The following is a 22,497-nucleotide window of genomic DNA, read 5'->3' on the forward strand; positions in this document are numbered from 1 at the left end:
CATGTTTGACTCGGATCGAATCGCAGTTACGGGACTCGGCCTCGCGCTCCCGGGCGGATGCGACGTCGAGGCGCTCTGGCAGCGGCTCGCGGCGGGCACGCCGGCGTTCGCGCCTTGCTATCCCTACGGCGAGCGCGGCCCCGCCGTGTGGGCGGGGCAGGTCGACGACGGGGAGCTCGAGCCCGGGATCTCGAAGCGCAACGCGAAGAAGATCGACCGCTTCACGCTGCTCGCGATGAGCGCGGCGCGCGCCGCGCTCGTCGACGCCGGCCTCGCCGAGAGCGACGCGCGCGACCGCGTGGGGATGGTGATCGGCAACGCGACGGGCGGCTGGACGTTCGTCGAGCCGATGATGTACGGCCTCTACACCGAGGGGATGCACGCCATCAACGCCTACGTGGCGACGGCGTGGTTCCCGGCCGCGGCGCAGGGGGAGATATCGATCTTTCACCGGCTCAGCGGCTACAGCAAGACGCTCTCCGCAGATCGCTTGAGCTCCGGCCTCGCCCTCCACCACGCCGCGCGCGTGGTCGAGTCGGGCCGCGAGCCCGTGATCCTCGCCGGCGGCGCGGAGGCGCCGCTCAGCGCGCTCGTCCTCAACGCGCACCGCGCGGCCGGGGCGTGCTCGGAGGGCACCGAGCACGCCGCGTTCGACGAGGGCGGCTCCCGCGCGCTGCTCGCCGAGGGCGCCGCCTTCGTCGCCCTCGAGGATGAGGCGCACGCCAGGGCGCGCGGCGCGCGGGTCCGGGCGAAGCTCCGCGGCCTCGGCCGGGCAGCGCGCCTCGAAGACGCCATCCGCGGCGCGCTCTCGTCCGCCGGGTGCGGGCCGCGGGACGTCGACCTCGTCATCCTCGAAGGCGCCGGCAAGCCCGAGCTCGACGCGGTCGAGTACGAGGCGCTCGGCGCGGTGTTCGCCGGCCACGAGGCGCTCCGCATGAGCGCGCCTACCCGCCTCTACGGCGACGCGATCGGCGCGGCGTTCGCGGCGAACTTCGCGGTCGGCTGCCTCGCGCTGGAGCGACAGGCGGCGGCGCCGACGCCCGCGGCGGCGCGTGGGCTCCGCGCGCCGCCGGTAGGAGCCCACGTCGTCGAGCGCCCGCTCCCGATGCCGATCCGGCACGCGCTCGTGCACGGGCGCGACGACGCGGGCCGCGCGGTCGCGCTCGTCCTCGGAAAGGCGTGAGTTCTGGACAGAGAGACAACCCAAGGAGTCCTGCCATGATCCCTCGTGAATTCGACCTCTTGAAGATCATCGCTGCCGAGTGGGCTTCGCGCGCCATCTACATCGCCGTCAAGTTCGAGCTGATCGAGCGGCTCGCCGAGGGGCAAAAGCCGATCGCGGAGCTCTCGCGGTCGAGCGCGATCCCGGAGGATCCCCTGCGGCGCGTGCTGCGGGTGCTCGTGAAGCTCGGCCTGCTCGCCGAGCACGCCGGGGACACGTTCGAGCTCACCTCGCTCGGGAGCTGCCTGCGCGCCGGGGCGAAGGGCGGGCTCGCCGACTGGACCCTGCTCTGGGGTGAGGAGTTCCGCGACGCGTACGGCGGCCTGCCGGACGCGCTCCGGGCGGACAGGACCGCGTTCGACCTCGTCTTCGGCTCCTCGCTGTTCGAGTACGTCGGCCGCAAGCCCGACGTCGCCCGGCGCTTCGATCGCGCGATGACCGGGCTCGCCGAGTTCCTGTATGCGGGCGTCGTCGAGGCGTTCGACTTCAAGCGCTACGCGACGATCGTCGACGTCGGCGGCGGCCAGGGGACGCTCCTCGCCTCGATCCTCCGGAGCGCCCCCGGGTCGCGCGGCGTCCTCTTCGACCAGCCGCACGTGATCGCCACGGCGGGCGAGCCGCTCCGCAAGCTCGGCGTCGCCGATCGCTGCCGCCTCGAAGGCGGCGACTTCTTCCAGCGCGTGGCGCGCGGGGGCGACCTCTACGTCCTGTCCAACATCATCCACGACTGGGACGACAAGAGCAGCGTGGCCATCCTCACGCAGTGCAAGGAGGCGATGGGGCCGCGCGGCCGGCTGCTCCTCGTCGAAATGGCGCTCGGCGGCGACAGCGGAGAGCCGGATCTCGCGCGCATGACCGACCTCAACATGCTCGCGCTCACGGGCGGCAAGGAGCGCACGCGCGAGGAGTTCGCCGAGCTGCTCGCGGCCTCGGGCTTCCGTCTCGAGCGCGTGACGCCCGTGCAACCGATGACCTGCCTGGTCGAGGCCGTCCCGGCGTGAGCGGGCCGATGGACACCGTGCGCGTGGAGAGCTGCAGCTACGGCGTCGTCGCGGTGGTCGCGATACCGGGGCGCGAGGAGGCGGCGGCCGTCTCCTCCTCGCTCCTCTCGCCAGCGGAGCGCGCGCACCTCGCGCGCCTCGGCGCGCGCGTCCGCGGCGAGTTCGTCGCGGGCCGCGTGGCCATGCGGGTCGCGGCGAGGGCCTTCGGCGTCGAGCCCGCGGACATCCTCCCGGACGACCGCGGCGCCCCCACGCTCCCCTCGCCGCTCACCGGGTCGATCGCGCACAACGCGCAGGTCGCCGTGGCCCTCGTGGGGCGGGCGGATGAGGGCACGCTCGGGATCGACGTCGAGGCGGTCGAGCGGTTCCGCCCTGCAATCGAGGAGCTGGTGCTCACGGCGCCGGAGCGCGCCGACGTGGACGCCGAGGGGGCGCCGGCGCGCTCCCGCGCCGTGCTGCTCCGCTTCTCCGCCAAGGAGGCGCTCTACAAGGCCCTCGACCGGCACGTGCGGCGCTACGTCGGCTTCCAGGAGGCCCGCGTGCGCTCCGTCTGCGAGGGGAGCTCCGCGTCGCGCGGGCTCCTCGGCGCGGAGCTCCGCATCGAGCTTGATCTGGAGGACGGCGAGGGGCCGTTCGCGGTGGAGGGACGATATGGCTGGGAGCCATTCGGGCTCCTCACCTCGGCGCGCGTGAGCCGCCGCGTCTAGCGATGCCCCGCGTGGGCGCACATGGGGTTTGACAGATGACGACACCCAATGATCTTTCGACAGACCTGCGCTCGCTCGTGATCTCGCGCGCGTCGCCCAGCGCGACGAGCGCGCGGCGGCGCTTCCCCACGACGCTCCTCGTCGGCGCGGCCGCCGCCGCGGCCGTCGCGGGGGCGGCGTGGGCGCTGCCGCGCGTGGCCGCGCGCGCCGCGCCCCGCGCGACCGTGGAGGTCGCGCGCGTCCTGTCGGAGTCGCCGGCCGGCAGCCAGGGCGCCGAGCTGACCGCGACCGGCTACCTCGTGCCGCAGGTGGTCTCGCGGATCGCGCCCAAGCGAGCGGCGAAGATCCTGCAGACGCACATCCAGGAAGGCGCCCGCGTCGAGCCGGGACAGGTGCTCTTCGTGCTCGACGAGGAGGAGCCGAGGCGGGAGCTGTCGCTCGAGGCGTCGAAGCTCCGCGCCGCGAGCGCGCGCGTCGGCGCGGCGCGCGCGGCGCTCGGCGAGGTGGAGCAGCGCCTCGCGCGCAACGAGCAGCTCGTCCTCCGCGGCGCCCTGCCGGCGGCGCCGCACGAGGACGACCTCGCCCACAAGAAGACGCTCGAGCAGGAGGTCGCCGCGCTGGCCGCCGAGCGCGATGTCGTCGCGGAGGCGGTCGCGCTCGGCCGTCTACGGGTCCGCGACGCGCGCCTCCTCGCGCCGATGCGCGGCGTGGTGGTCGGCAAGCCGGCGCAGCCCGGCGACATGGCGAGCCCGGACGCGCCCATCGCGGAGATCGTCGACCTCGACTCGCTGCGCTTCGAGGCGGACGTGCCCGAGGCGCGCGTCGGGCTCGTGACCCCGGGCGCGGCGTGCACGGTCACGCTGGACGTGTATCCGCGGCGGCACCACCGCGGCGTCGTCGCCGAGGTCGCGTCCAGGATGAACCGGTCCAAGGCGACCGGGACGGTGAAGGTGAAGCTGGAGGACGCGCCGGCTGACCTGCTCGCGGACATGGCCGGGCGCGTCACCTGCGCTGGACAGGGCAAGGAGGTCGCCGCCGCGCCTCCATCGAAGTCGGTGCCCGCCGAGGCGGTGGTCCGCCGCGGCGAGCGAGATGTCGTGTTCGTGGTGGAAGGGGACCGCGCGCGCCAGGTCCCGGTCGTCAAAGGGCCTTCGCGTGGTAGCTCGGTCGAGCTCGCCGCGGGACCCGAGGCAGGCGCGCACGTGATCAAGAGCCCGCCGCCCTCTCTGGAGGACGGAGATCGGGTGGAACGAGGTGGACAATGATGCACAGCGAGACATGGGCAGGGCGCGCCGTGGCGCGCGAGATCGAGGCCGCGGCCGTCACGACCAGCCGATCGATCGCGCTGCGAGGCGTGGAGAAGCGTTACAAGCGCGGTCAGGGGGACGTCACGATCCTCGAGAAGCTCGATCTCGACGTTCCCAGCGGGGCGTACATCGCGATCATGGGCCCTTCGGGCTCCGGGAAATCGACGCTGCTCAACCTGATCGCGGGGCTGGACAAGCCCACGAGCGGCAGCGTGACCGTGGCCTCGCACCGGCTCGACCAGATGCGGGAGTCGGAGCTCACCCGGTTCCGCGCCAGCACGATCGGCTTCGTCTTCCAGGCCTACAACCTGATCCCGGTCCTCACGGCGGTGGAGAACGTCGAGCTGCCGCTCGTGCTCACCGACGTGCCCGCGCGCGAGCGGCGCCAGCGCGCCGAGACGGCGCTCCGGGTCGTGGGGCTCGCCGAGCGAGCCCGTCACCTGCCGCGGCAGCTCTCCGGCGGCCAGGAGCAACGCGTCGCCATCGCCCGGGCGATCGTGAACGACCCGGCCATCCTGGTCGCGGACGAGCCGACGGGCGATCTCGATCGCAAGAGCGCGGACGAGATCCTCGACCTGCTCCAGGCGCTCAACGAGGAGCTGAAGAAGACGATCGTGATGGTGACGCACGACCCGCTCGCGGCGAACCGGGCGCACGCCATCCGAACCCTGCAGAAAGGAGCCCTCCAATGAGCCTCACGCGGCTCGCGTGGCGCAACGTCGGTCGCAACCGCGCGCGGGTGGTCCTCACCATCGCGGCGACGGCGCTCGCGGCGCTCACGTTCGTGCTCCTGCAGACGGTCCAGACCTCGTGGTCGAGCGTGGCGGCGCACAGCAGCAAGGACCACCTGGTCACGCACCACAACACCTCCTTCGCGCTACTCCTGCCGCGACGCTACGTCGACGAGCTGCGCGAGCTCCCTGGCGTGCGCAGCGCGACATACGTGAACTGGTTCGGCGGCCGCGACCCGATGCACGAGAACGACTTCTTCGCGACGTTCGCGATCGACGGAGCGAGCTTCTTCCCGCTCTACCCGGAGATCAAGCTGCCGCCCGAGGCGCTCGCCGCCTGGGAGGAGAAGCGGTCGGCCGCGATCGTCGGCGACGTCCTGGCGGCGAAGATGGGCTGGACCGTCGGCCAGCGCGTGCACCTGGAGACCGGCTTCTATCCGGAGCGCCCCTCGTGGGACTTCGAGATCGTCGGCGTCTATCGCACCACCGGCAGATCGGTGAACCGGTCGAACTTCTATCTCCGCTGGGACTATCTCAATGAGTCCGCGGACGCGTGGCACAAGGACAAGGTGGGCTGGACCATCTCCCAGGCCCGCGATCCGGAGCGCACGAGCGAGGTGGTCGACGAGATCGACACCCACTTCCAGAGCCACGGGGATCACACCTTCACGCAGGACGAGTCGGCGTTCCAGGCGTCGTTCGGCGAGGGGATGGACGCGATGATGCGCGCCATGAACGCAGCGTGCCTCGGCCTGCTCGTGATCATGGCGCTGCTCGTCGGCAACACGATCGCGATGGCGGTGCGGGAGCGGACGTCGGAGTACGGCGCGCTCCGGGCCATCGGCTTCATGCCGGGCCGCCTCGCGCTGCTCGTCCTCGGCGAGGCGGTGCTCGTGGGCGGCCTCGGCGGCGGCCTCGGCGTCGGGCTGGCCTATCCTGTCGTGCAGCGGGGGCTCGGGGGCTGGATCGAGAAGAACATCGACGGCATCCTCCCCTACTTCTCCATCGAGCCGCGGGTCGCGTTCACGGCGCTGTTCGCGTCGATGCTCGTCGCCTGCGCTGCCGCGGCCCTCCCTGCGCTCGCCGTCTCGCGGCTGCGCGTCACCGAAGCGCTGCGGCGCGTGATCTGACCGAGCCTGAAGGAGACGAACGATGATTCCTGTTCGATACAGTCTACGGAGCCTGGTCGTCCGGAGGGGCACGACCGCCGCTGCGGCCCTGGGCGTCGGGTTCGTCGCGTTCGTGGTAGCGGCAACGCTGATGCTCGCCGACGGCATCCAGACGGCCATGAAGAGCGCCGGGCGGGAGGACGCGGTGATCGTGATCCGCAAGAGCGCGGACAACGAGTTCAGCAGCTCGATGGATGAGGCCGACGCCAACGTCGTCGCCACCGAGCCGGGCCTGCTCCGCGGCGCCGACGCGCCGCTCGTGTCCAACGAGGTCGTCCTCGTGGCCACGATGGCGCGCACGGCCGGCGGCCGCGGCAACGTGCAGCTCCGCGGCGTCACCGACGCGGCGCTGCTCGCCCGCCGCGACGTCGCCTTCGTCGCCGGGCGGTCGCCGGTCTTCGGCCGCGACGAGGTGATGATCGGCGAGCAGCTCCTCGGCCGCTACGAGGGCTTCACCCTGGGCGGCAGCTTCGAGCTGCGCAAGGGCCGCATGCTCACCGTGGTCGGCGTCTTCCGGGCCGGCGCGGCGTACGACTCGGAGGTATGGCTCGACCGCGAGGCGCTCCGCTCCGCGTTCGGCCGGGAGGGGCGCATCTCGTCGATCTACGCGCGCCTCGACGGCGCCGGGTCGTTCGACGCGTTCCGCGCTGCCCTCGAGTCGGACAGGCGCCTCGGGCTGCAGGCCTCGCGCGAGTCGGAGTTCTTCGCGGCGCAGACCGACGGCACCGCGGCGTTCATCGGCGTGATGGGGGCGATGGTCGGGCTCTTCTTCGGCGTCGCCGCGATGCTCGGCGGGATGAACACGATGCTCTCGGCCGTGGCGAGCCGGCAGCGGGACATCGGGATCCTGCGCGCGCTCGGCTTCAGCAAGCTCGACGTCCTCGCCGCGGTGCTCGCCGAGTCGGTGCTGATCGCCGGCGTTGGGGGGGCGCTCGGCGCATTGCTCTCCACAGCCCTCGGCCTCGTGCGGATATCGATGCTGAACCTGAAGAGCCGCGCCGAGATCGTCCTCGGCTTCGAGCCCTCGGCGCGCGTCGTCGTCATCGCCATCGGGTGCTCGCTCGTCCTCGGCGTGATCGGCGGCTTGCTCCCTGCATTCCGCGCGGCGCGCATGCCAGCGGCCGGCGCGATGCGCGCCTGAGCCGTCGCTCCGCCATTCGGCACGAGCGCCCCCGCGACGAGGCCCGGCAGCCCTGCCGGGCCTCGTCGTGTGCGCCAGGCGCCGCAAGAGGGCCCTCGACCCGCCCCACGGACCTCTCCGACCCGAGCTTCTGCCGCACGCGTCCCCGCCGCCAGGCCTGCGAAGGTGCCCCCGCAGGGATCGCGAGCAGCGCTCGCCGGCTCCGCCGCCCTCGTGGCGCTCCGCCGTGAGATCGCGCGCGTCGCCACCGCGGTCGGGCCGCCGGTGAGCGCGGCCATCTGTGCGAATCCATGACAATCGTCGCTTGCCTATCGGAATGCGCCATCTGCTCACGTTCGCGGGGGAGCAGGCCAGAAAATTCCGAGATTTGCCGGGAAAATGTCGCCAGCTCGCTCGTTCAATGGGTGCAAGCACTCGTGGCTGACGTGGATTGCGGCTGACGACCAGCGGACCGAGAGGCCGCAGGAGCCGCAGAGCGATCCGGCCGCACCCGCAGCGCAAACAACCACAACCAACTGTTTCGGGAGACGGTTACCATGAGCAAGAAGACCTTCACGGTGTCGCACAGCGAGTCCACGCGCGCCCCTGCTTCGACGGTGTTCTCGATCTGGGCGGACGTGAACCAGTGGACCCGCTGGGACGTGGGTCTTGACGCCTGCGAGCTGAAGAACGACTTCCAGGTCGGGAGCACGTTCAAGCTGACGCCCAAGGGCAGCCCCGAGCCGGTCGAAGCCAAGATCCAGGAGATCGTCGAGAACAAGAAGTTCGTCGACACGACGGAGCTCCCGTTCGGCACGATCAAGGCGATCCACGAGGTCAAGCCGTCCGAGGGCGGCAGCATCGTGACGCACACGATCGTCGCCGAGATCGCCGAGGAGCAGGCCGGGTTCTTCGCCAACGTCATCTGGAAGGGCATGGAGACCGGGCTGCCGGACTCGGTGAAGAAGCTGGCGAAGCTCGCCGAGGCGAACTCCTGACGTTCCACCGCGTCCCCGGGCGCTCCTCCGCGCCCCCCCGGACGCACGGCGAACGAGCGGCGGGCGCCTCGATCCAGGCGCCCCCGGTCGCCACGCTCGGCTCGTGATCACGGCCGCTGATCCCCCCGGAGAGGCACAGGACGGCGGCGCCGGCGCAGGCGTGCTTTGCGCCGATATCCCTGAAGCGGCGGCGCTCCTGGGCCGCGTTCCCTCCTCGTCCTCGTCGGCGCCGCGAGCGTCGCCAGCGCGACCTCGGCGTCCGCGAGGGCGCGGCGGGTCCACGGCCTCTCCGCCCAGGCACCGCCCCAACCCCGGTTTTGTCCAGCACCCTCTTCGAAAGGGATCGGTGTCATGTCCGCCAATACGACCGCTCGTAAGCTTTTCGATGACGTGGCCGTCGAGGCGTCGACCAATGGTCGCATTCCGCCCGGACCCACGATCTTCTATTTCATCCGCAATGGGAAGGCCATGACCGACCCGCACCGGATCCTCGGTGTTTTCCGCTCGATCGTCGAGAAGTACGGCGACGTCTGCGCGTTCCGCTCCGGCCTGATCGAGCGGACGTACCTCGTCGCTGATCCACGCATCATGACGAAGGTCTTCACGGCGACCCAGGCGTTCACCAAGTACCCTCAGCCCGCCGTCGACATCCAGAAGCTCCAGGCGCTCATCGGCAAGGGGATGCTCGCCACCCACATGGATTCGGAGTGGGAGTCGCACCGCCGATCGATGACGAAGAGCTTCAATCCGAGCTACGTCTTCAACCACTACTATACGATCCTCTGCAAGCACCTCGATCGGCTGCTCGCGGAGATCGGGAGCTGCGAGGGCGGCAAGGTCGTCAATATCAGCGAGATCTCGATCCTCTTCTCCGGCCGGGTGATGAGCGAGATCCTCTCGCCGCGCCACCCGGTGAGCGACGCGGACTTCATGGAGATCAAGCGGATCCTCGACGAGAGCATCCTCGAGTTCCACAAGTCCGACTTCATCCGCCGCGCAAAGAAGTACAAGGAGGCGCTCATGCGGCAGGCGGAGAAGCTGCTCGAGAGCCACCTCCGCGGTGGGGCAGAGGACTTCGGGCTCGTCTCCGTGATGCTCCGGTCGCTGGACGGCGGCCTCGAAAAGCCGGAGAACCGGCAGAAGCTCCTCGAGCAGATCCTGAACATGATCGTGGCGGGCTACGAGACGACCTCGACCACGATCAACTGGATATTCTACATGCTCGCCATGCACCCCGAGGTCGCGCAAGAGGCCCACGAGGAGGTCGTCGCCAAGGTGCGGGCGCCCTATCCGACGCGCGAGGATATCGAGCGGCTCACCTTCGTGAACAACGTGGTCCTCGAGACGATGCGGATCTACTCCGTCCTGTGGTTCAACATCCGCTATGCGGTCGAGGACGTGGTGGTCGACGGGTACCTCTTCAAGAAGGGCTCCCGGGTGATGCTGCTGCCGTTCATCGGCAACCGCTGCGCGAAGTACATCCATGACGCGGAGGAGTTCAAGCCGGAGCGCTACACGACGGGCGCGTACGAGCCCTTGTTCCCGTTCGGCCACGGCCCGCGCCTGTGCATCGGCAAGTCGCTCGCCGAGCTCGAGCTGCGCCTGATGACGGCCAAGTTCGCGCGTCACTTCCGCTTCGAGCCGATCTCGCACCCGGTTCCGATCGGCGGCGTGCTGCTGCAGCCGAGCGAAGACATCCTCGTCAAGATGACGCGCCGGAGCGGCTGATCGCGGCGGCAGGGGGCGCCGCCGGCGCCCCCTGCCCGGCGCTGGGTGGGTTACACGGAAGGGGGAAGAAGGCCGCTCGAGCGCGCGGGCGCGGCAGCGCCCATGGCGCGGGCGATGAGGAGGAAGTCGCGGGCGGGGATCTCGAAGCACCCGCGGCGGAAGACGTAGCCCCACGAGCTCGACCCGCTCAGGAACGACAGACTGCCGCGCAGCTTCCCGATCGGGACGTCGCGCGCAGGGACGTACTCGACGTCGCGGCGGTACGGGACGAACCCGCCGCCCATATCGAAGCGGTACGGCGCCTCGCCGACGACGTGCCCGAGGGCGGTGAAGGCCCGGCAGGGGACGTCGGAGTCGAAGCGCTCGCGCGGAGAGTAGTAGACGATGCCGTCACCGGGCCTCATCCGCGCGAGCGGGCCCGCCTTGCCATGGCAGACCTGGGCGAAGCCGGCCCGCACGCCCGCGAGGACGTGCTCGCGCGAAGCGACGCCCACCCAGTAGCGCTGGGCCGGCGAGGTCACGACGCCTCGGCCAAGGAGGCGAGGCGCTCGACCGCCGACGGCAGCCCGCGCTGGAAGTTCTTGCCCATGAGCTTCGCGAACAGCCCCGAGAGGGCCCCGCGCAGCTCGATCCGGTGCGTCACCTTGGAGCCTCCGCCGTGCGGCTCGACCTTGTGGATGAAGTGGAGCTCCGCGAAAGGCAGCTTCGTGACATCGCTGAAATTCTTGCCGGGGGAGACCTCGGTCAGCACGAAAGGCGACTTCGGTCCTCCTTTGGGCTTGAGCACGCCGCGTGACCCGACCGCGAACTCGCCGTCGAGCCGGCTCCACTCGATCTCATTGTCCCAAACCTTCCAGCCGTCGACATTGGTCCAGATCGACCAGACCTGCTCGGGTGCGGCGTTGACGATGCGCGACTCCTCGATGCTCCACATGACGACCTCCAGTTGATAAAGCCACATATAATATGTGGCCTTATCATTGTCAAGCGCAGCGTCACCGGTCGCCAGCGCCGGTCGGTGCGCTCGGGCCGGCGAGACGTCGATGACGATGCGGACGAGCCCCTGTTCGCTCTCGCGGAGCAGCGCGCTCACCGCGGCGCCGACGCTCTGCGGGGGCCGGGCTGCTCGGCGAGACCTCCCCCGCGCAACCAGGGACGAGCCCCGGATCCCCTCACCGCCCCCGCTCGTAATCGAGCGCCGCCTTCTCCACGACATCCCAGTCCCGCGCCGCCCGCTCCGCCTCCGCCACGAGCTCCGCCGTGAACAGCGTCAGCCCCCAGATGCCGTTGTCCCTCCGGCGGAACGGATACCGCGTCCCGCGCGCCGTCTCGACCGTCGCGCGCTCGCCCGTCACCTCCACCTTCCCGACGCCGGACAGGTCGCGCCGGAGCCGCGTGATGAAGCCCTGCTTCGCTGCAAGGTCGACCCACACGTCCGCCCCGTCCTCGGCCATCGCGTGCGCCCGGTACTGCTCGATCAGGCGCGTGCGCTCCGGCTCCGGATAGCTCGCCTCGATCCGCTCGAACGCCTTCCGCCGGTAATCCCGGACCGTGTAGGCCGCGTGCTGCGCCCGGTCCTCTAGGTACGGGAAGCACGCGCGCGGTTCGCTCGCGCCGATGTTGTACGCGATGCGGAGATACGCGCCCTCGGGCGTCGTGTCCGGCGGAAACTGGTTCAGCTTGCGCAGGACGAGCAAGAGGGCCACCACGGCGACGGCGGCGGCGCCCCAGGCGATGGCGCGGCGACGGGTCATGTTCGAGCCTCCATGCGTGCGAGGGCGGCGCCCCGGCGCTGGCCTCCGCGCGTCGCGCTCGCGCCCGAGGCGCCGGGCCGGGGCCTAGTCGAGGTGACCGCCGAACTGCAGGTAGAGCGACGCGACCTGCCCCGTGTCGAACGCCGGCCCCGCCGGCTCGTCCAGCGCGAGGAGCAGGCCGGCCCGCATGAAGAAGGTCTTCTGGCTGTCGTACACGAAGTACGGCATCAGCGAGACCTGCGCGTCGTCGACGACGTCCGGCGCCGTCGGGACCCACACCATCCTCAGCGAGACGCCGCCGCCGAAGCCGGCGCGGCTCTGGAACTCGGGCTCGACCTTCGTCTGGAACACGACGTCGAGATCGTTCGAGCCCAGGTATCCGATGTTGCGCACCCGGTCGCTCAGCGGGGGCATGAACGTGAGATCGCCGCCCGCCCTGAGCACGAACGGGCGCCCGAACCGGTACTCGATGCCGCCGAACCCGCCGATCGGCAGCGTGTCCGTCGCCCAGAGGTGCGCGTCGTACAGGGCCATCGCCCACCCGGCGGACGAGGTGGCCCAGCGCCAGTCGACGTCATCGACCGCGTTGAGCGGCAGCGAGATGCGGCCGCCCGCGTACCACGTGAGCTTGCCGTCGATGTCCGAGTAGTAGAGCGCGAACGTGGGGTTGCCGAGGCCCGCGCGCGACTCGCTCCTGAGGTCGACGCCGCCGCGGCGGCTGTCGATCGAGAGCGCGACCGGGAACTGCAGGTTGATGAACAGGTCGGGCGTCGGCTCGAACTGCACGAACGGCACCGTGGCGAGCGACGTGCCGTAGTAGCGGGCGCTCCACATGTAGAGGTCCACGCCCGCGTCCGACCGGTGCACCGGCGGATGCCAGGCGTGCGCCGCGGGGGCGGCGGCGAGGAACGAGGCAGCGGCGGAGGCCGCCAGGGCGAATGCGCGGAGCCATCGGGGCGTGCTCATCTCGAGATCTGCCTACCGAGATCCTGACCGCGCCGTCAACCGCGTCGCGCCCCCCCTTCCTGAGAAGCCGGCGCGCCCCTACGATGCGCCCCATGTCCCGCACGAGACCAGAAGCCCCTCTCCTCGAGGCGCTCCAGCGCTCGATCCTCGTGTTCGACGGCGCGATGGGCTCGCTGCTCTACGAACGCGGGGTGTTCGTCACCCAGAACTTCGAGCAGCTCAACGTCACGCGGCCCGACCTCGTGAAGAGGGTCCACGCCGACTACGTCGCGGCGGGCGCGAACGTCATCGAGACGAACACCTTCGGCGCGAACCGGTTCCGCCTCGAGCGCTACGGGCTCGTCAACGAGGTGCGCAACTTCAACCTCGCGGGCGCGCGCATCGCGCGCGAGATCGCGGGCGGCGACGCGTACGTCGCCGGCTCGATCGGCCCGACCGGCCTCGTGCCCGGCGTGGCCACCCGCGACGACCTCGCCGCCGCGGCCGAGACCTTCGCCGAGCAGGCGGGCGCGCTCGCCGAGGGCGGCGTCGATGTCCTGGTCATCGAAACATTTCGCCACCTTGACGAGATCAAGCTCGCCATCGAGGCGGCGCGCAAGGCGGCGCCGGGGCTCCCGGTCCTCGCGTCGATGACGTTCGACACGAGCGGCGTCGTGGCCGACGGCAGCGAGCCGGAGCGCGTGGCCCGCACGCTGCGCGACTGGGGCGTCGACCTGCTCGGGGTCAACTGCGGCGACGGCCCGCAGCTCTCGCTCGCGATGGCCGAGCGGATGGCCACCGCCGGGCTCCCGCTCTGCGTGCAGCCGAACGCGGGCCTGCCCCGCACCGTCGACGGCCGCCTGCTCTACATGGCGACGCCCGAGTACTTCGACGTCTTCGCCCGCCGGATGATCCAGGCGGGCGCCGCGATGATCGGCGGCTGCTGCGGCACCACGCCGGAGCACGTCAAGTGGATGGCCAAGTCGGCCCGCATGCTCCGGGGCGGCGCCGCGCCCGAGGTCGCCTCGCGCCCGCACATCGCGATGGACGCGCCCACCGGGAGCGAGCCCACGCCGCTCGGCGAGCGCAGCCCCCTCGCCGCGAAGATCGCCGCCGGCAAGTTCGTCGTCTCCGTCGAGGTGAACCCGGCCCCCGGCCTCAACCCGGACAGCGCGCTCAGCGCGGCGAAGATGCTGATCGACAGCGGCGTCGACGTCGTGAACGTCGCCGACGGCCCGCGCGCCACCGCGCGCATGACGAACCTCGCCTTCTGCGCGCTCCTGCTCCAGCGCTACGGCATCGAGCCGATCTTGCACGTCTGCGGCCGCGACCGGAACCTCATCGGCCAGATGGCGCACCTGCTCGGCGCCCACGCGATCGGCATCAAGAACCTCGTCGTCATCACGGGCGATCCGCCGAAGGTCGGCGACTACCCGGAGGCGACCGCCGTCTACGACCTCGACTCGATCGGGCTGCTCCACATGGCGAGCACGATGAACCGCGGCCTCGACCCGGCCGGCAAGCCGATCCCGGGCGGCAAGACGTCGTTCCTGCTCGCCACCGGGCTCGAGCCGGGCGCCCCGGACCTCGACAAGGAGATCGCGCGCCTGGAGCGCAAGCGCGCCGCCGGGGCCGACATCATCATGACGCAGCCGATCTTCCACCAGGATCTGCTCGAGAAGGTGCTGAGGCGCATCGAGCACCTGGGGATGCCGGTCCTCGTCGGCGTGCTGCCGCTGGTCAGCTACAAGAACGCCGAGTTCCTCCACAACGAGGTGCCTGGCATGCAGATCCCGGACGAGATCCGCGAGCGCATGCGCAAGGTGCCGGCCGGCCCCGAGGCGCGCAAGGAGGGGGTGAAGATCGCCCGCGAGATGCTCTTCTCGGTGCGCGACAGGGTCCAGGGGGCGTACCTGATGCCGCCGCTCGGCAAGTACGAGCTCGCGCTGGAGGTCCTCGACGGCCTCAAGAAGGGCTGAGCCGCCCGGCCGCCCGCCGGAGCGCGCCAGTTCTCCCTTGCAGGGCCGGGCGTCGCGCGGGGAAACTCGGCCGCGATGTCCCTAGAGTACCGGCTTCATTCGCGCTGCGCCTGCGGCTCCGTCCTGTCGTCGTCCGAGTTCGCGCTGGCCTCGCGTCCCTTCACGCTCGCCGGGACGAAGCGCGTCTACGAGCGCGCCCGCCCCTTCACGATCCGGCACATCGCCCTCGATCTCGCGCTCGACGTCGCGGAGCGCTCGATCCGCGGCACCGCGCGGCTCGAGGCGGTCCGCGTCGACCCCGGGGCGCGCGAGATCGCGCTCGACGCGATCGGCTTCGACCTGGAGGCGGTCGAGATCAGCGCCGGCGCCGGCGCCGCGCGCGCCGCGAAGCCCCGGCGCGGCGGCGGCAAGGCGGCGGGCGGCGCGTTCCAGCCGGCCGAGCACACGTACGACGGCGAGACGCTCCGCGTCGCCGTGCCGCTCGACGCGGCCGAGGCGTCGATCCTGGTCCGGTACCGCGCGACGCCGCGGCGGGGGCTCTACTTCCTCCAGCCCGACGAGCACGTCCCCGACCGCCCGCGCCAGGTCTGGACGCAGTGCCAGGACGAGGACGCGCGCCACATCTTCCCCTGCATCGACAAGCCGCACATCAAGCAGACCACCGAGCTCCGCGCCGAGGTGCCGCCGGGCTGGTACTGCCTTTCGAACGGCGAGCTCGAGAGCGACGCGAAGTCGCAGAAGGCGGGCGTCTACCATTACCGGCTCGACGAGCCTCACCCGAGCTACCTGTTCACGCTGGTGGCGGGCGAGTTCGCGCGCATCGACGACGCGGCGCTCGACGTCCCGCTCGCGTACTTCGTGCCGAAGGGGCGCGAGGAGGACGGCCGCCGCACGTTCGCGCGCACGCCGGACATGATCCGTCACTTCAGCGAGAAGCTCGGCGTCAAATACCCCTTCCGCCGCTACGCCCAGGTGGTGGTGAGCGACTTCATCTTCGGCGGGATGGAGAACACGACCGCCACCACGATGTACGAGCACATCCTGCTCGACGACCGGGCGGCGCTCGACATCTCGTCGGACGATCTCATCGCCCACGAGCTCGCGCACCAGTGGTTCGGCGATCTCGTGACGTGCCGTGACTGGTCGCACGGCTGGCTCAACGAGGGCTTCGCGACGTTCATGGAGCACGTCTATCGCGAGCACCACCTCGGCGCCGACGAGTACGATCACAGCCTGAAGGCCGATCTCGACTCCTACCTCGGCGAGGCGCGCGGGCGTTACCGGCGGCCGATCGTCTGTCAGGACTACGACGCGCCGCTCGACGTCTTCGATCGGCACCTCTACGAGAAGGGCGGGCTCGTGCTCCACCTGCTCCGCCGGGAGCTCGGGGACGAGCTCTTCTGGCGCGGGGTGAACACCTACCTCACGCGCCACGCGCGCGGGGTCGCCGAGACGCGGGATCTCGCCCGCGCGCTCGAGGACGTGAGCGGCAAGTCGCTGGAGCGCTTCTTCGAGCAGTGGGTCTTCCGCGCCGGCCACCCCGAGCTCGACGTGAAGATCGAGCTCGAGGGCGACCAGTGCACGGTGACCGTGAAGCAGACGCAGGCGCCCGGGCAGCACCCGAGCCGGGAGCACGCGCTCCAGCCCGAGGCCTCGACGCCGCCGGTGTTCGCGTTCGACCTGGTGCTCGATTTCGGCTTCACGGAGGGCAAGGGCTCGAGCGTGCGCCGCGAGGTGCGGCGCGTGGATCAGCAGGCGCACACCTTCGTCATCCCGCTCCCGCGGCGCCCTCGGTTCGTGGTGGTGGATCCGGACCTCAGGATCCTGGGCGAGGTCAAGGTCGACGCGCCCGCCGATCTGCTGCGGGCGCAGCTCGCGCACGCGCCGACGGCGCGCGGCCGCCTGCTCGCCGCGAAGCCGCTCTCGCGGCGCGACGACCCGCCGACGGCGCGGGCGCTCGGGCAGGCGCTCGCCGACGCGAACGAGTTCTGGGCGGTGCGCGCCGCGGCCGCGGGCGCGCTCGGCGCGCTCCAGTCGAGCGCGGCGTTCGCGCTGCTCGAGGGGAGCGTGGGCGTGGAGCACCCGAAGGTGCGCCGCGCGGTCGCGGCCGCGCTCGGCAACTTCAGGTCGGCGAAGGCCGCGGAGGCCCTCTCCAGGCTGGCCCTGCGCGACGCGAGCTACCTGGTGCAGGCCGAGGCGGCGCGGGCGCTCGGGGCCACGCGGCAGGGCGCCGGGTTCGACACGCTGATCGATCTGCTCGACCGCCCCTCGTGGGGCGAGGTCGTCCGCTGCGGCGTGATCGACGGGCTGGCGAACCTGCGCGACGAGCGCGCCGTGCCGCACCTGACGGCGCGCACGCGCTACGGCATCCCGACGCGGGGGCGCCGGGCGGCGATCATGGCGTTGCCGAAGCTCTCCAGCGATCGGCGGACGCGCGAGCTCCTCGAGGAGCTGCTCGATCAGCCGGACCCGTACCTCCGGGTCGACGTCGCGCGCGCGCTGGGCGATCTCGGCGACGGCCGGTCGCGCGGCGCGCTGCAGCGGCAGCTCGACCGCGATCTCGACGGCCGGGTGCGGCGGCGGATCCGCGAGGTGCTCCGCGACCTGGGCGGGGCGGGCAAGCGCGAGCTCGACCGGCTGCGGGACGAGCTCGAGGCGCTGCGCCGCGACAACGCGGAGGTCCGGGCGCGGCTGGGCAAGCTCGAGGCGGCGGGGAGCAAGGCCAAGAAGGCGACCGACGCGAGGTGAGCGCGCCCCTTTGCCGCGCCGCCGCGGTCGGCTAGGGAGGCGTCATGTCCGAGGCCCCTCCCGTGAAGCTCGACCGCCGCGGCGCGGTCGCGGTGCTCACCATCGATCGCGCGGATCGCCGCAACGCGCTCTCCCGCGACGCGCTGCTCGCGTTCGGGCGCCTCGGGCGCGAGCTCGCGGACGACCCCGAGGTGCGGGCGATCGTGATCACGGGCGCCGGGGACAAGGCGTTCTGCGCCGGCGCCGACCTGAAGGAGCGTCAGGGCATGAGCCCGGACGACGTCCGCCGTCAGGTCGGCCTGTACCGGACCGAGCTCGGCGTGCTCGCGCGGAGCCCCAAGCCGGTGGTCGCGGCGATCAACGGGGTCGCCTTCGGCGGGGGCCTGGAGCTCGCGCTGATCTGCGATCTCCGCGTGGCGGCGCCGCACGCCGAGCTCGCGCTCCCGGAGACGTCGCTCGGCATCATCCCGGGCGCCGGCGGCACGCAGCGGCTGCCGCGGGTGGTCGGCGAGGCGCGCGCGAAGGAGATGATCCTGCTCGGCCGGAGGCTCACGGCGGCCGAGGCGCTCGCCTGGGGCCTCGTGAACCGGGTGTCGCCCGAGGGGACGCCGGTGGTCGACGACGCCATCGCGTGGATCGAGCCGATCGCGACCGGCGCGCCGATCGCGCAGGCCGCGGCGCTCCGTGCGATCGAGGACGGCTACGACGTGCCGCTGGAGCTCGGTCTGGAGATCGAGCGGGTGCACTACGACGAGACGCTGCGCAGCGAGGATCGCCTGGAGGCGCTGCGCGCGTTCGCGGAGAAGCGGAAGCCGGTCTACAAGGGTCGGTGAGGGCTGCGTGCGGCGGGTGAGCGTCGCGTGCGATGGTGAGGGCTGCGAGGGGCGGTGAGGGCCGCCAGCGGCGGGCGAAGCTGCTCCCCTCCAGAGAGGCCCTGCGGAGCGCGCTGGGGGCCACCGAACCGCCGTGACACGGCCGTCGTGCTAGTCTCACCCCTCATGGATCCCAAGCCGCCCGGCGCCACGCTCCTGCTCGCTCCGGCCGCCCGGGGCGGCGCGGCGGCGAGGCTCCCGCCTTCGGATTCGCGGCGCGCGCATTTCCCGCCCGTGGATGAGCACCTCGTGAGGCCCGAGGTGACGCGCGACGAGGTGATCCGCGGGCGCAAGGTCGTGGCGGCGCCGTCGCTCGAGCCGCACGCCGAGCAGCAGGTGCGGCTGGATTTCCTGATCGCGCCGCACCTCCAGCCCGGCTACGTCGGGGCGGCCGATCTCATCACCCGGGTCGCCGGCGGCTCGGATTTCGCCACCGACCTCTCCATCCGCAAGGCGGGGACCGACCCGGCGACGGGGCGCCGCTACCTGGAGGAGCTCTCGTTCGAGATCGTCAACGAGCAATCGATGCGGGACGTGCGCGAGAAGGCCGAGGATCTCGTCGCCCGTGGCGTGCGCCGCGTCTTCGCCCTCTTCGTGAAGCGCGACGAGGTCGCCGAGTGGTCCGTGGCCGAGGGGCGTTTCGTGCCGCTCGCGCCCGACGCGACGATCGAGGATCCGTGCCTCGTCCGTCCGGTCCCCGTCCCCGCGTTGCTCGACGGCGCGGCGGCGGAGCGTGAGGTCGTCCGCGCGCTGGAGCGCAAGGGCAACCCGGAGATCGAGGCCATCAAGGCCCGCGAGCGCCAGGCGGCGCTCGACGAGGGCCAGCGCGCCATGCTGCTGCGCCTGCTCCAGGCGCGGTTCGGGGAGGTGCCCGAGGCGGGTCGGGCGCAGGTCCGCGCGGCTTCCGGGGAGCAGCTCGCGGTGTGGGCCGAGCGGGTCCTCGTCGCCGGGACGCTGGACGAGCTCTTCGCGGGCTGAAGCGCCGCAGATCGCGGGGAGTCGCCCTGCGCCTGCCCCCCCGCGCCCGCGCCCTCTACAACCCCTCCGTCGGCTGCCGGAGCACCTCGACCTTCCCCTCCAGCCGCTTCGACACCCACACCTTGTTGTTCCGGTCGACGATCACCGCCCCGCAGTCCTCGATCTCCTCGACCAGCGCGAGCCCCTTCTCCGCTCCCAGGATGAACACCGCGTCATCGATGGCGTCCGCCGTCAGCGCGTCCCTCGCCCAGATGGTCACGCTCCGGCTCTCGGTCGCCGGGAACCCGGTCCGCGGATCGAGGATATGGTGGTAGCGCCTGCCGTCCTTGAGGAAGCTCCGCTCGTAGTCGCCCGCCGTCGAGAACGCGTGGTCCTCCACCTCGATCATCGCGAAGTGGTCGTTCGCGTCCTTGCCACGCGGATCCCGCACCCCCGCCCGCCACCGCGAGCCGTCCGGCTTCTTCCCCGCGATGTACAGGTCGCCGCCCGCCTGCACGAAGAACGACGTCAGCCCCTCCGCCCGCAGCACCCGCGCCGCCGCGTCGACGGCGTACCCCTTCGCGATCCCGCCGAGGCTCAGCCGCATCCCCGGCCTCGCGAGCATCACCGTGCGCCGCGCGCGGTCGATCGCGATCTGCCGGTGGTCGATGAGCGCGCGCGCCCTCTCGACCTCCTCGCTCGGCGGCACGTTGTCGTCGATGTCCTCGTCGAACTTCCAGAGCCCGTGCATCGCCTCGAACGTGATGTCGAAGACCCCCCCGGATCGCTCGCTGATCCAGAGGCTCTTCTCGATCACGGCGAGCGACTCCGGGCTCACCTCCACCGCGCCCTTGCCGGCCGCCGCGTTGACCCGCGACAGCTCGCTCTCCGGCCGCCACGTCGTCATCAGCCCCTCGAGCCTGCGGATCTCGGCGATCGCCTTCTCCAGCCGGCCCCTGATCGCCGCCTCATCCATCACGTCGCTCGTGTAGGCGGCGAGGACCAGGCTCGTGCCCATCGCCCTCGCCTCGACCACGACGCGGGCGGGCGCTGCCCGCGCCTGCGCCGCCTGGGACGGCCCAGGCAGACCGGCGTCGGTCGAGGCGGCCGGCGCGCTCTCCTGAACCGCACGCGCACGCGCGCACGCCGGCACGTCGCACGCGGCGAGCGCGAGCATCGCCCCGAGGCAGAGGCGGAGGGAGCAGACGATGAAGCGCGAGGAACAGCGCGGTCGGTGCATTCGAGGATCCTGACTCCGTGAGCGCCACCATGGCCCAGGCGCAGCGCGCAGATCCAGAGTAGTATCGCCCCGCCATGAGCCTCGACCCGAGCCGCATCCAGCGCGACATCGACGACCTCTCCCCCGAGCTCCGCGACATCGCCGGGCGCATCCACGCGAACCCCGAGCTCCGGTTCGCGGAGCACAAGGCCGCGGCGTGGATCGCAGAGGCCGTCGAGAAGCACGGCGTCCAGGTCGAGCGCGGGCTCGGCGGCATGCCCACCTCGCTGCGCGCGCGCATCGGCCAGGGCGAGGGCCCGCACCTCGCCATCCTCGCCGAGTACGACGCGCTCCCGGAGATCGGCCACGCCTGCGGGCACAACCTCATCGCGGCCGGGGCGCTCGGCGCCTTCCTCGCCCTCGCGCGGCAGAAGGACGCCGTGGCCGGCACCATCGACCTCGTCGGGACGCCCGCCGAGGAGGGCGGCGGCGGCAAGATCAGGCTGCTCGAGGCCGGCGCGTTCGAGGGCGTCGACGCCGCGATGATGTTCCACCCGTTCGACCGCGACCTGCTCGCCCACGACACGCTGGCGAGCACCTGGCTCGAGCTCCAGTTCCGCGGCAAGCCGTCGCACGCCGCGCTCGCGCCGTGGGACGGGAGCAGCGCGCTCACCGCCTGCCTCGACACCTTCCGCCTCATCGACGGCCAGCGCGTCCACTTCCGCGACGGCGTCCGGGTGCACGGGTTCATCAAGAACGGCGGCCAGGCGGTCAACATCATCCCGGAGCTCGCGGTCGCCGAGTTCTCGGTCCGCGCCCTCGACACCGAGGAGCTCGCCCGCGTGCGCGCCATCGTCGAGCGCTGCGCCCGCGGCGCGGCCATGGCGAGCGGCGTCGAGCTCACGCTCGTCGACCAGGGCGGCTACAAGAACATGGTCAACAACCGGAAGATGGCGCGCCGCTTCGGCGAGCACCTGCGCGCCCTCGGCCGCTCCCCCATGGAGATGGACCCCGCCGTCGGCACCGGCTCGACCGACATGGGCGACGTCTCCCACGCGCTCCCCGCCATCCACCCGTGGATCGCGATCTGCGGCAAGAACGAGACGACCTGCCACCAGCACGCGTTCGCCGCGCGCGCCGCGAGCCCCTCCGGTCAGGACTCGATGCTGATCGCCGCCAAGGCGATGGCGATGACGTGCGCGGATCTCCTGCTCGATCCCGAGCTGCGGAAGGCCGTGCGCGAGGAGTTCGCGCAGCGCAAGGCCGGCGCGACCGCGGCCTGAGCCGGCTCAGCCGTCGTCCTGCAGCGGGTTCCCGAGGTCATCCATCAGCCCGGTCCCCCCCTCGATCGGGATCGCCCGCGCCAGGGCCACGCGCTCCAGCACCACCGACAGCGCGATCTTGTCGCCCACGTCCGGCAGCCACGTGCGCGACCCGTCCCAGAGATCCAGCCGGATGTTGCCCGACAGCTTCCCCTCCTCCGTGTCCGCCCCCGCGCCGCCGGCGCCGGCCCGCGCGGGGGGCACCGACATCCTGTCGATCTGCGACCAGGCGAAGCGCCGCACGCGCGGCAGCCCGAACCCGAGCAGCTCGCGCAGCTCGATCCCGTCCGGGTGCACGACAACGCCGCGCATCTGCTCGCGCAGCACCGCCGCGAGCGCGCTCACGCACAGGACGATGGCGCAGACGCTCGACGACACGAGCCGGTGCCGGTCCCCCTCGACCACGTACTGGAAGATTCGAGAGCTCGACGGGGCGTTCTGGCCATAGAGGATCACCGCCGTCACGGCGATGGCGAAGGCGAAGTAAAGCAGCGCCGGGATGCGCTCCTTCAGCGGCGGCCCGAACGCGATGCGCTTCTCGGGCCTGTACGTCATGTCAAAGCCGGGAGGTCTGGAAGGACGCGCCATGTCCCCAGTCTACACGGCGACCGAGCCGGCGCTTGGGTCCCCCCTTCGCGCCGCCCGCCGCGGAGGCCGACCGCCGCGCTCCCCGTGGCGCGGAAGCGTCCAGAAACTGATTGCCGGGGGATGGCTGAAC

At 71.8% G+C, this 22,497-nt stretch carries 20 protein-coding genes; 14 read left to right on the forward strand and 6 right to left on the reverse strand.

The features are described from left to right. Window position 1: 1 nt before the first annotated feature. The 9 genes from WME76_RS38115 to WME76_RS38155 all read left to right on the forward strand — a co-directional run bounded on the left by WME76_RS38115 (window position 2) and on the right by WME76_RS38155 (window position 9,983). Complete coding sequence (locus tag WME76_RS38115) at window positions 2–1,183, forward strand: beta-ketoacyl synthase N-terminal-like domain-containing protein (RefSeq protein ID WP_437957072.1); 1,182 nt, start codon at window positions 2–4, stop codon at window positions 1,181–1,183. A gap of 35 nt (window positions 1,184–1,218) precedes the next feature. Further along, a complete protein-coding gene (locus WME76_RS38120; RefSeq protein ID WP_437957073.1) occupies window positions 1,219–2,223 on the forward strand; it encodes a methyltransferase in 1,005 nt (334 codons plus the stop codon). Then, on the forward strand, window positions 2,220–2,930 hold the full coding sequence (locus WME76_RS38125; RefSeq protein WP_437957074.1) for a 4'-phosphopantetheinyl transferase family protein: 711 nt from the start codon (window positions 2,220–2,222) through the stop codon (window positions 2,928–2,930). The genes WME76_RS38120 and WME76_RS38125 overlap by 4 nt, the downstream gene beginning before the upstream one ends. A 35-nt stretch (window positions 2,931–2,965) precedes the next feature. After that, a complete protein-coding gene (locus WME76_RS38130) occupies window positions 2,966–4,195 on the forward strand; it encodes an efflux RND transporter periplasmic adaptor subunit (protein WP_437957075.1) in 1,230 nt (409 codons plus the stop codon). Beyond that, window positions 4,192–4,929, forward strand: a complete 738-nt coding sequence (locus WME76_RS38135; RefSeq protein WP_437957076.1) for an ABC transporter ATP-binding protein — start codon at window positions 4,192–4,194, stop codon at window positions 4,927–4,929. Before WME76_RS38130 ends, WME76_RS38135 begins: the two co-directional genes overlap by 4 nt. Further along, on the forward strand, window positions 4,926–6,098 hold the full coding sequence (locus WME76_RS38140) for an ABC transporter permease (protein ID WP_437957077.1): 1,173 nt from the start codon (window positions 4,926–4,928) through the stop codon (window positions 6,096–6,098). Before WME76_RS38135 ends, WME76_RS38140 begins: the two co-directional genes overlap by 4 nt. A 22-nt stretch (window positions 6,099–6,120) precedes the next feature. Then, a complete protein-coding gene (locus WME76_RS38145; RefSeq protein ID WP_437957078.1) occupies window positions 6,121–7,278 on the forward strand; it encodes an ABC transporter permease in 1,158 nt (385 codons plus the stop codon). Between the two features lie 536 nt (window positions 7,279–7,814). Then, entirely contained in the window at window positions 7,815–8,255 is a 441-nt protein-coding gene (locus WME76_RS38150; protein WP_437957079.1) for an SRPBCC family protein, read from the forward strand. 351 nt (window positions 8,256–8,606) lie between these two features. Beyond that, a complete protein-coding gene (locus WME76_RS38155; protein ID WP_437957080.1) occupies window positions 8,607–9,983 on the forward strand; it encodes a cytochrome P450 in 1,377 nt (458 codons plus the stop codon). 50 nt (window positions 9,984–10,033) lie between these two features. Here WME76_RS38155 and WME76_RS38160 read toward each other — a convergent pair whose 3' ends face one another. The 4 genes from WME76_RS38160 to WME76_RS38175 form a co-directional block, all read right to left on the reverse strand. After that, a complete protein-coding gene (locus WME76_RS38160) occupies window positions 10,034–10,504 on the reverse strand; it encodes an EVE domain-containing protein (protein WP_437957081.1) in 471 nt (156 codons plus the stop codon). Continuing rightward, entirely contained in the window at window positions 10,501–11,076 is a 576-nt protein-coding gene (locus tag WME76_RS38165; RefSeq protein ID WP_437957082.1) for an SRPBCC family protein, read from the reverse strand. Before WME76_RS38165 ends, WME76_RS38160 begins: the two co-directional genes overlap by 4 nt. Window positions 11,077–11,155: 79 nt before the next feature. Further along, a complete protein-coding gene (locus tag WME76_RS38170) occupies window positions 11,156–11,737 on the reverse strand; it encodes a hypothetical protein (protein WP_437957083.1) in 582 nt (193 codons plus the stop codon). Window positions 11,738–11,821: 84 nt separating this feature from the next. Next, entirely contained in the window at window positions 11,822–12,703 is an 882-nt protein-coding gene (locus WME76_RS38175; RefSeq protein ID WP_437957084.1) for a hypothetical protein, read from the reverse strand. A gap of 92 nt (window positions 12,704–12,795) precedes the next feature. Between WME76_RS38175 and WME76_RS38180 the strand changes: the two genes are divergently transcribed. From WME76_RS38180 to WME76_RS38195, 4 genes are all read left to right on the forward strand, one after another. Then, entirely contained in the window at window positions 12,796–14,661 is a 1,866-nt protein-coding gene (locus tag WME76_RS38180; RefSeq protein WP_437957085.1) for a bifunctional homocysteine S-methyltransferase/methylenetetrahydrofolate reductase, read from the forward strand. A 75-nt stretch (window positions 14,662–14,736) separates the two neighbouring features. Beyond that, window positions 14,737–17,409: a M1 family aminopeptidase gene (locus tag WME76_RS38185; RefSeq protein ID WP_437957086.1), complete on the forward strand. Its 2,673-nt coding sequence runs from the start codon at window positions 14,737–14,739 to the stop codon at window positions 17,407–17,409. 44 nt (window positions 17,410–17,453) lie between these two features. Next, window positions 17,454–18,242, forward strand: coding sequence for an enoyl-CoA hydratase-related protein (locus WME76_RS38190; RefSeq protein WP_433930783.1), 789 nt, complete (start codon window positions 17,454–17,456; stop codon window positions 18,240–18,242). 165 nt (window positions 18,243–18,407) lie between these two features. After that, window positions 18,408–19,259, forward strand: coding sequence for a DUF4351 domain-containing protein (locus WME76_RS38195; protein ID WP_437957087.1), 852 nt, complete (start codon window positions 18,408–18,410; stop codon window positions 19,257–19,259). 55 nt (window positions 19,260–19,314) lie between these two features. On the opposite strand, the gene WME76_RS38200 is transcribed toward WME76_RS38195, so the two are convergent. Next, the gene (locus WME76_RS38200; RefSeq protein WP_437957088.1) at window positions 19,315–20,478 is read right to left on the reverse strand and encodes an FAD:protein FMN transferase; all 1,164 of its coding nucleotides are present in this window, start codon (window positions 20,476–20,478) and stop codon (window positions 19,315–19,317) included. Window positions 20,479–20,552: 74 nt separating this feature from the next. On the opposite strand from WME76_RS38200, the gene WME76_RS38205 reads away from it, so the two are divergent. Next, entirely contained in the window at window positions 20,553–21,740 is a 1,188-nt protein-coding gene (locus WME76_RS38205; protein ID WP_437957089.1) for an amidohydrolase, read from the forward strand. Between the two features lie 6 nt (window positions 21,741–21,746). Here WME76_RS38205 and WME76_RS38210 read toward each other — a convergent pair whose 3' ends face one another. Then, the gene (locus tag WME76_RS38210) at window positions 21,747–22,334 is read right to left on the reverse strand and encodes a hypothetical protein (RefSeq protein ID WP_437957090.1); all 588 of its coding nucleotides are present in this window, start codon (window positions 22,332–22,334) and stop codon (window positions 21,747–21,749) included. Between the last annotated feature and the right edge of the window lie 163 nt (window positions 22,335–22,497).

It is taken from the genome of Sorangium sp. So ce119 (genome assembly GCF_051524405.1).
Classification (GTDB): Bacteria; Myxococcota_A; Polyangia; order Polyangiales; family Polyangiaceae; genus Sorangium; species Sorangium cellulosum_G.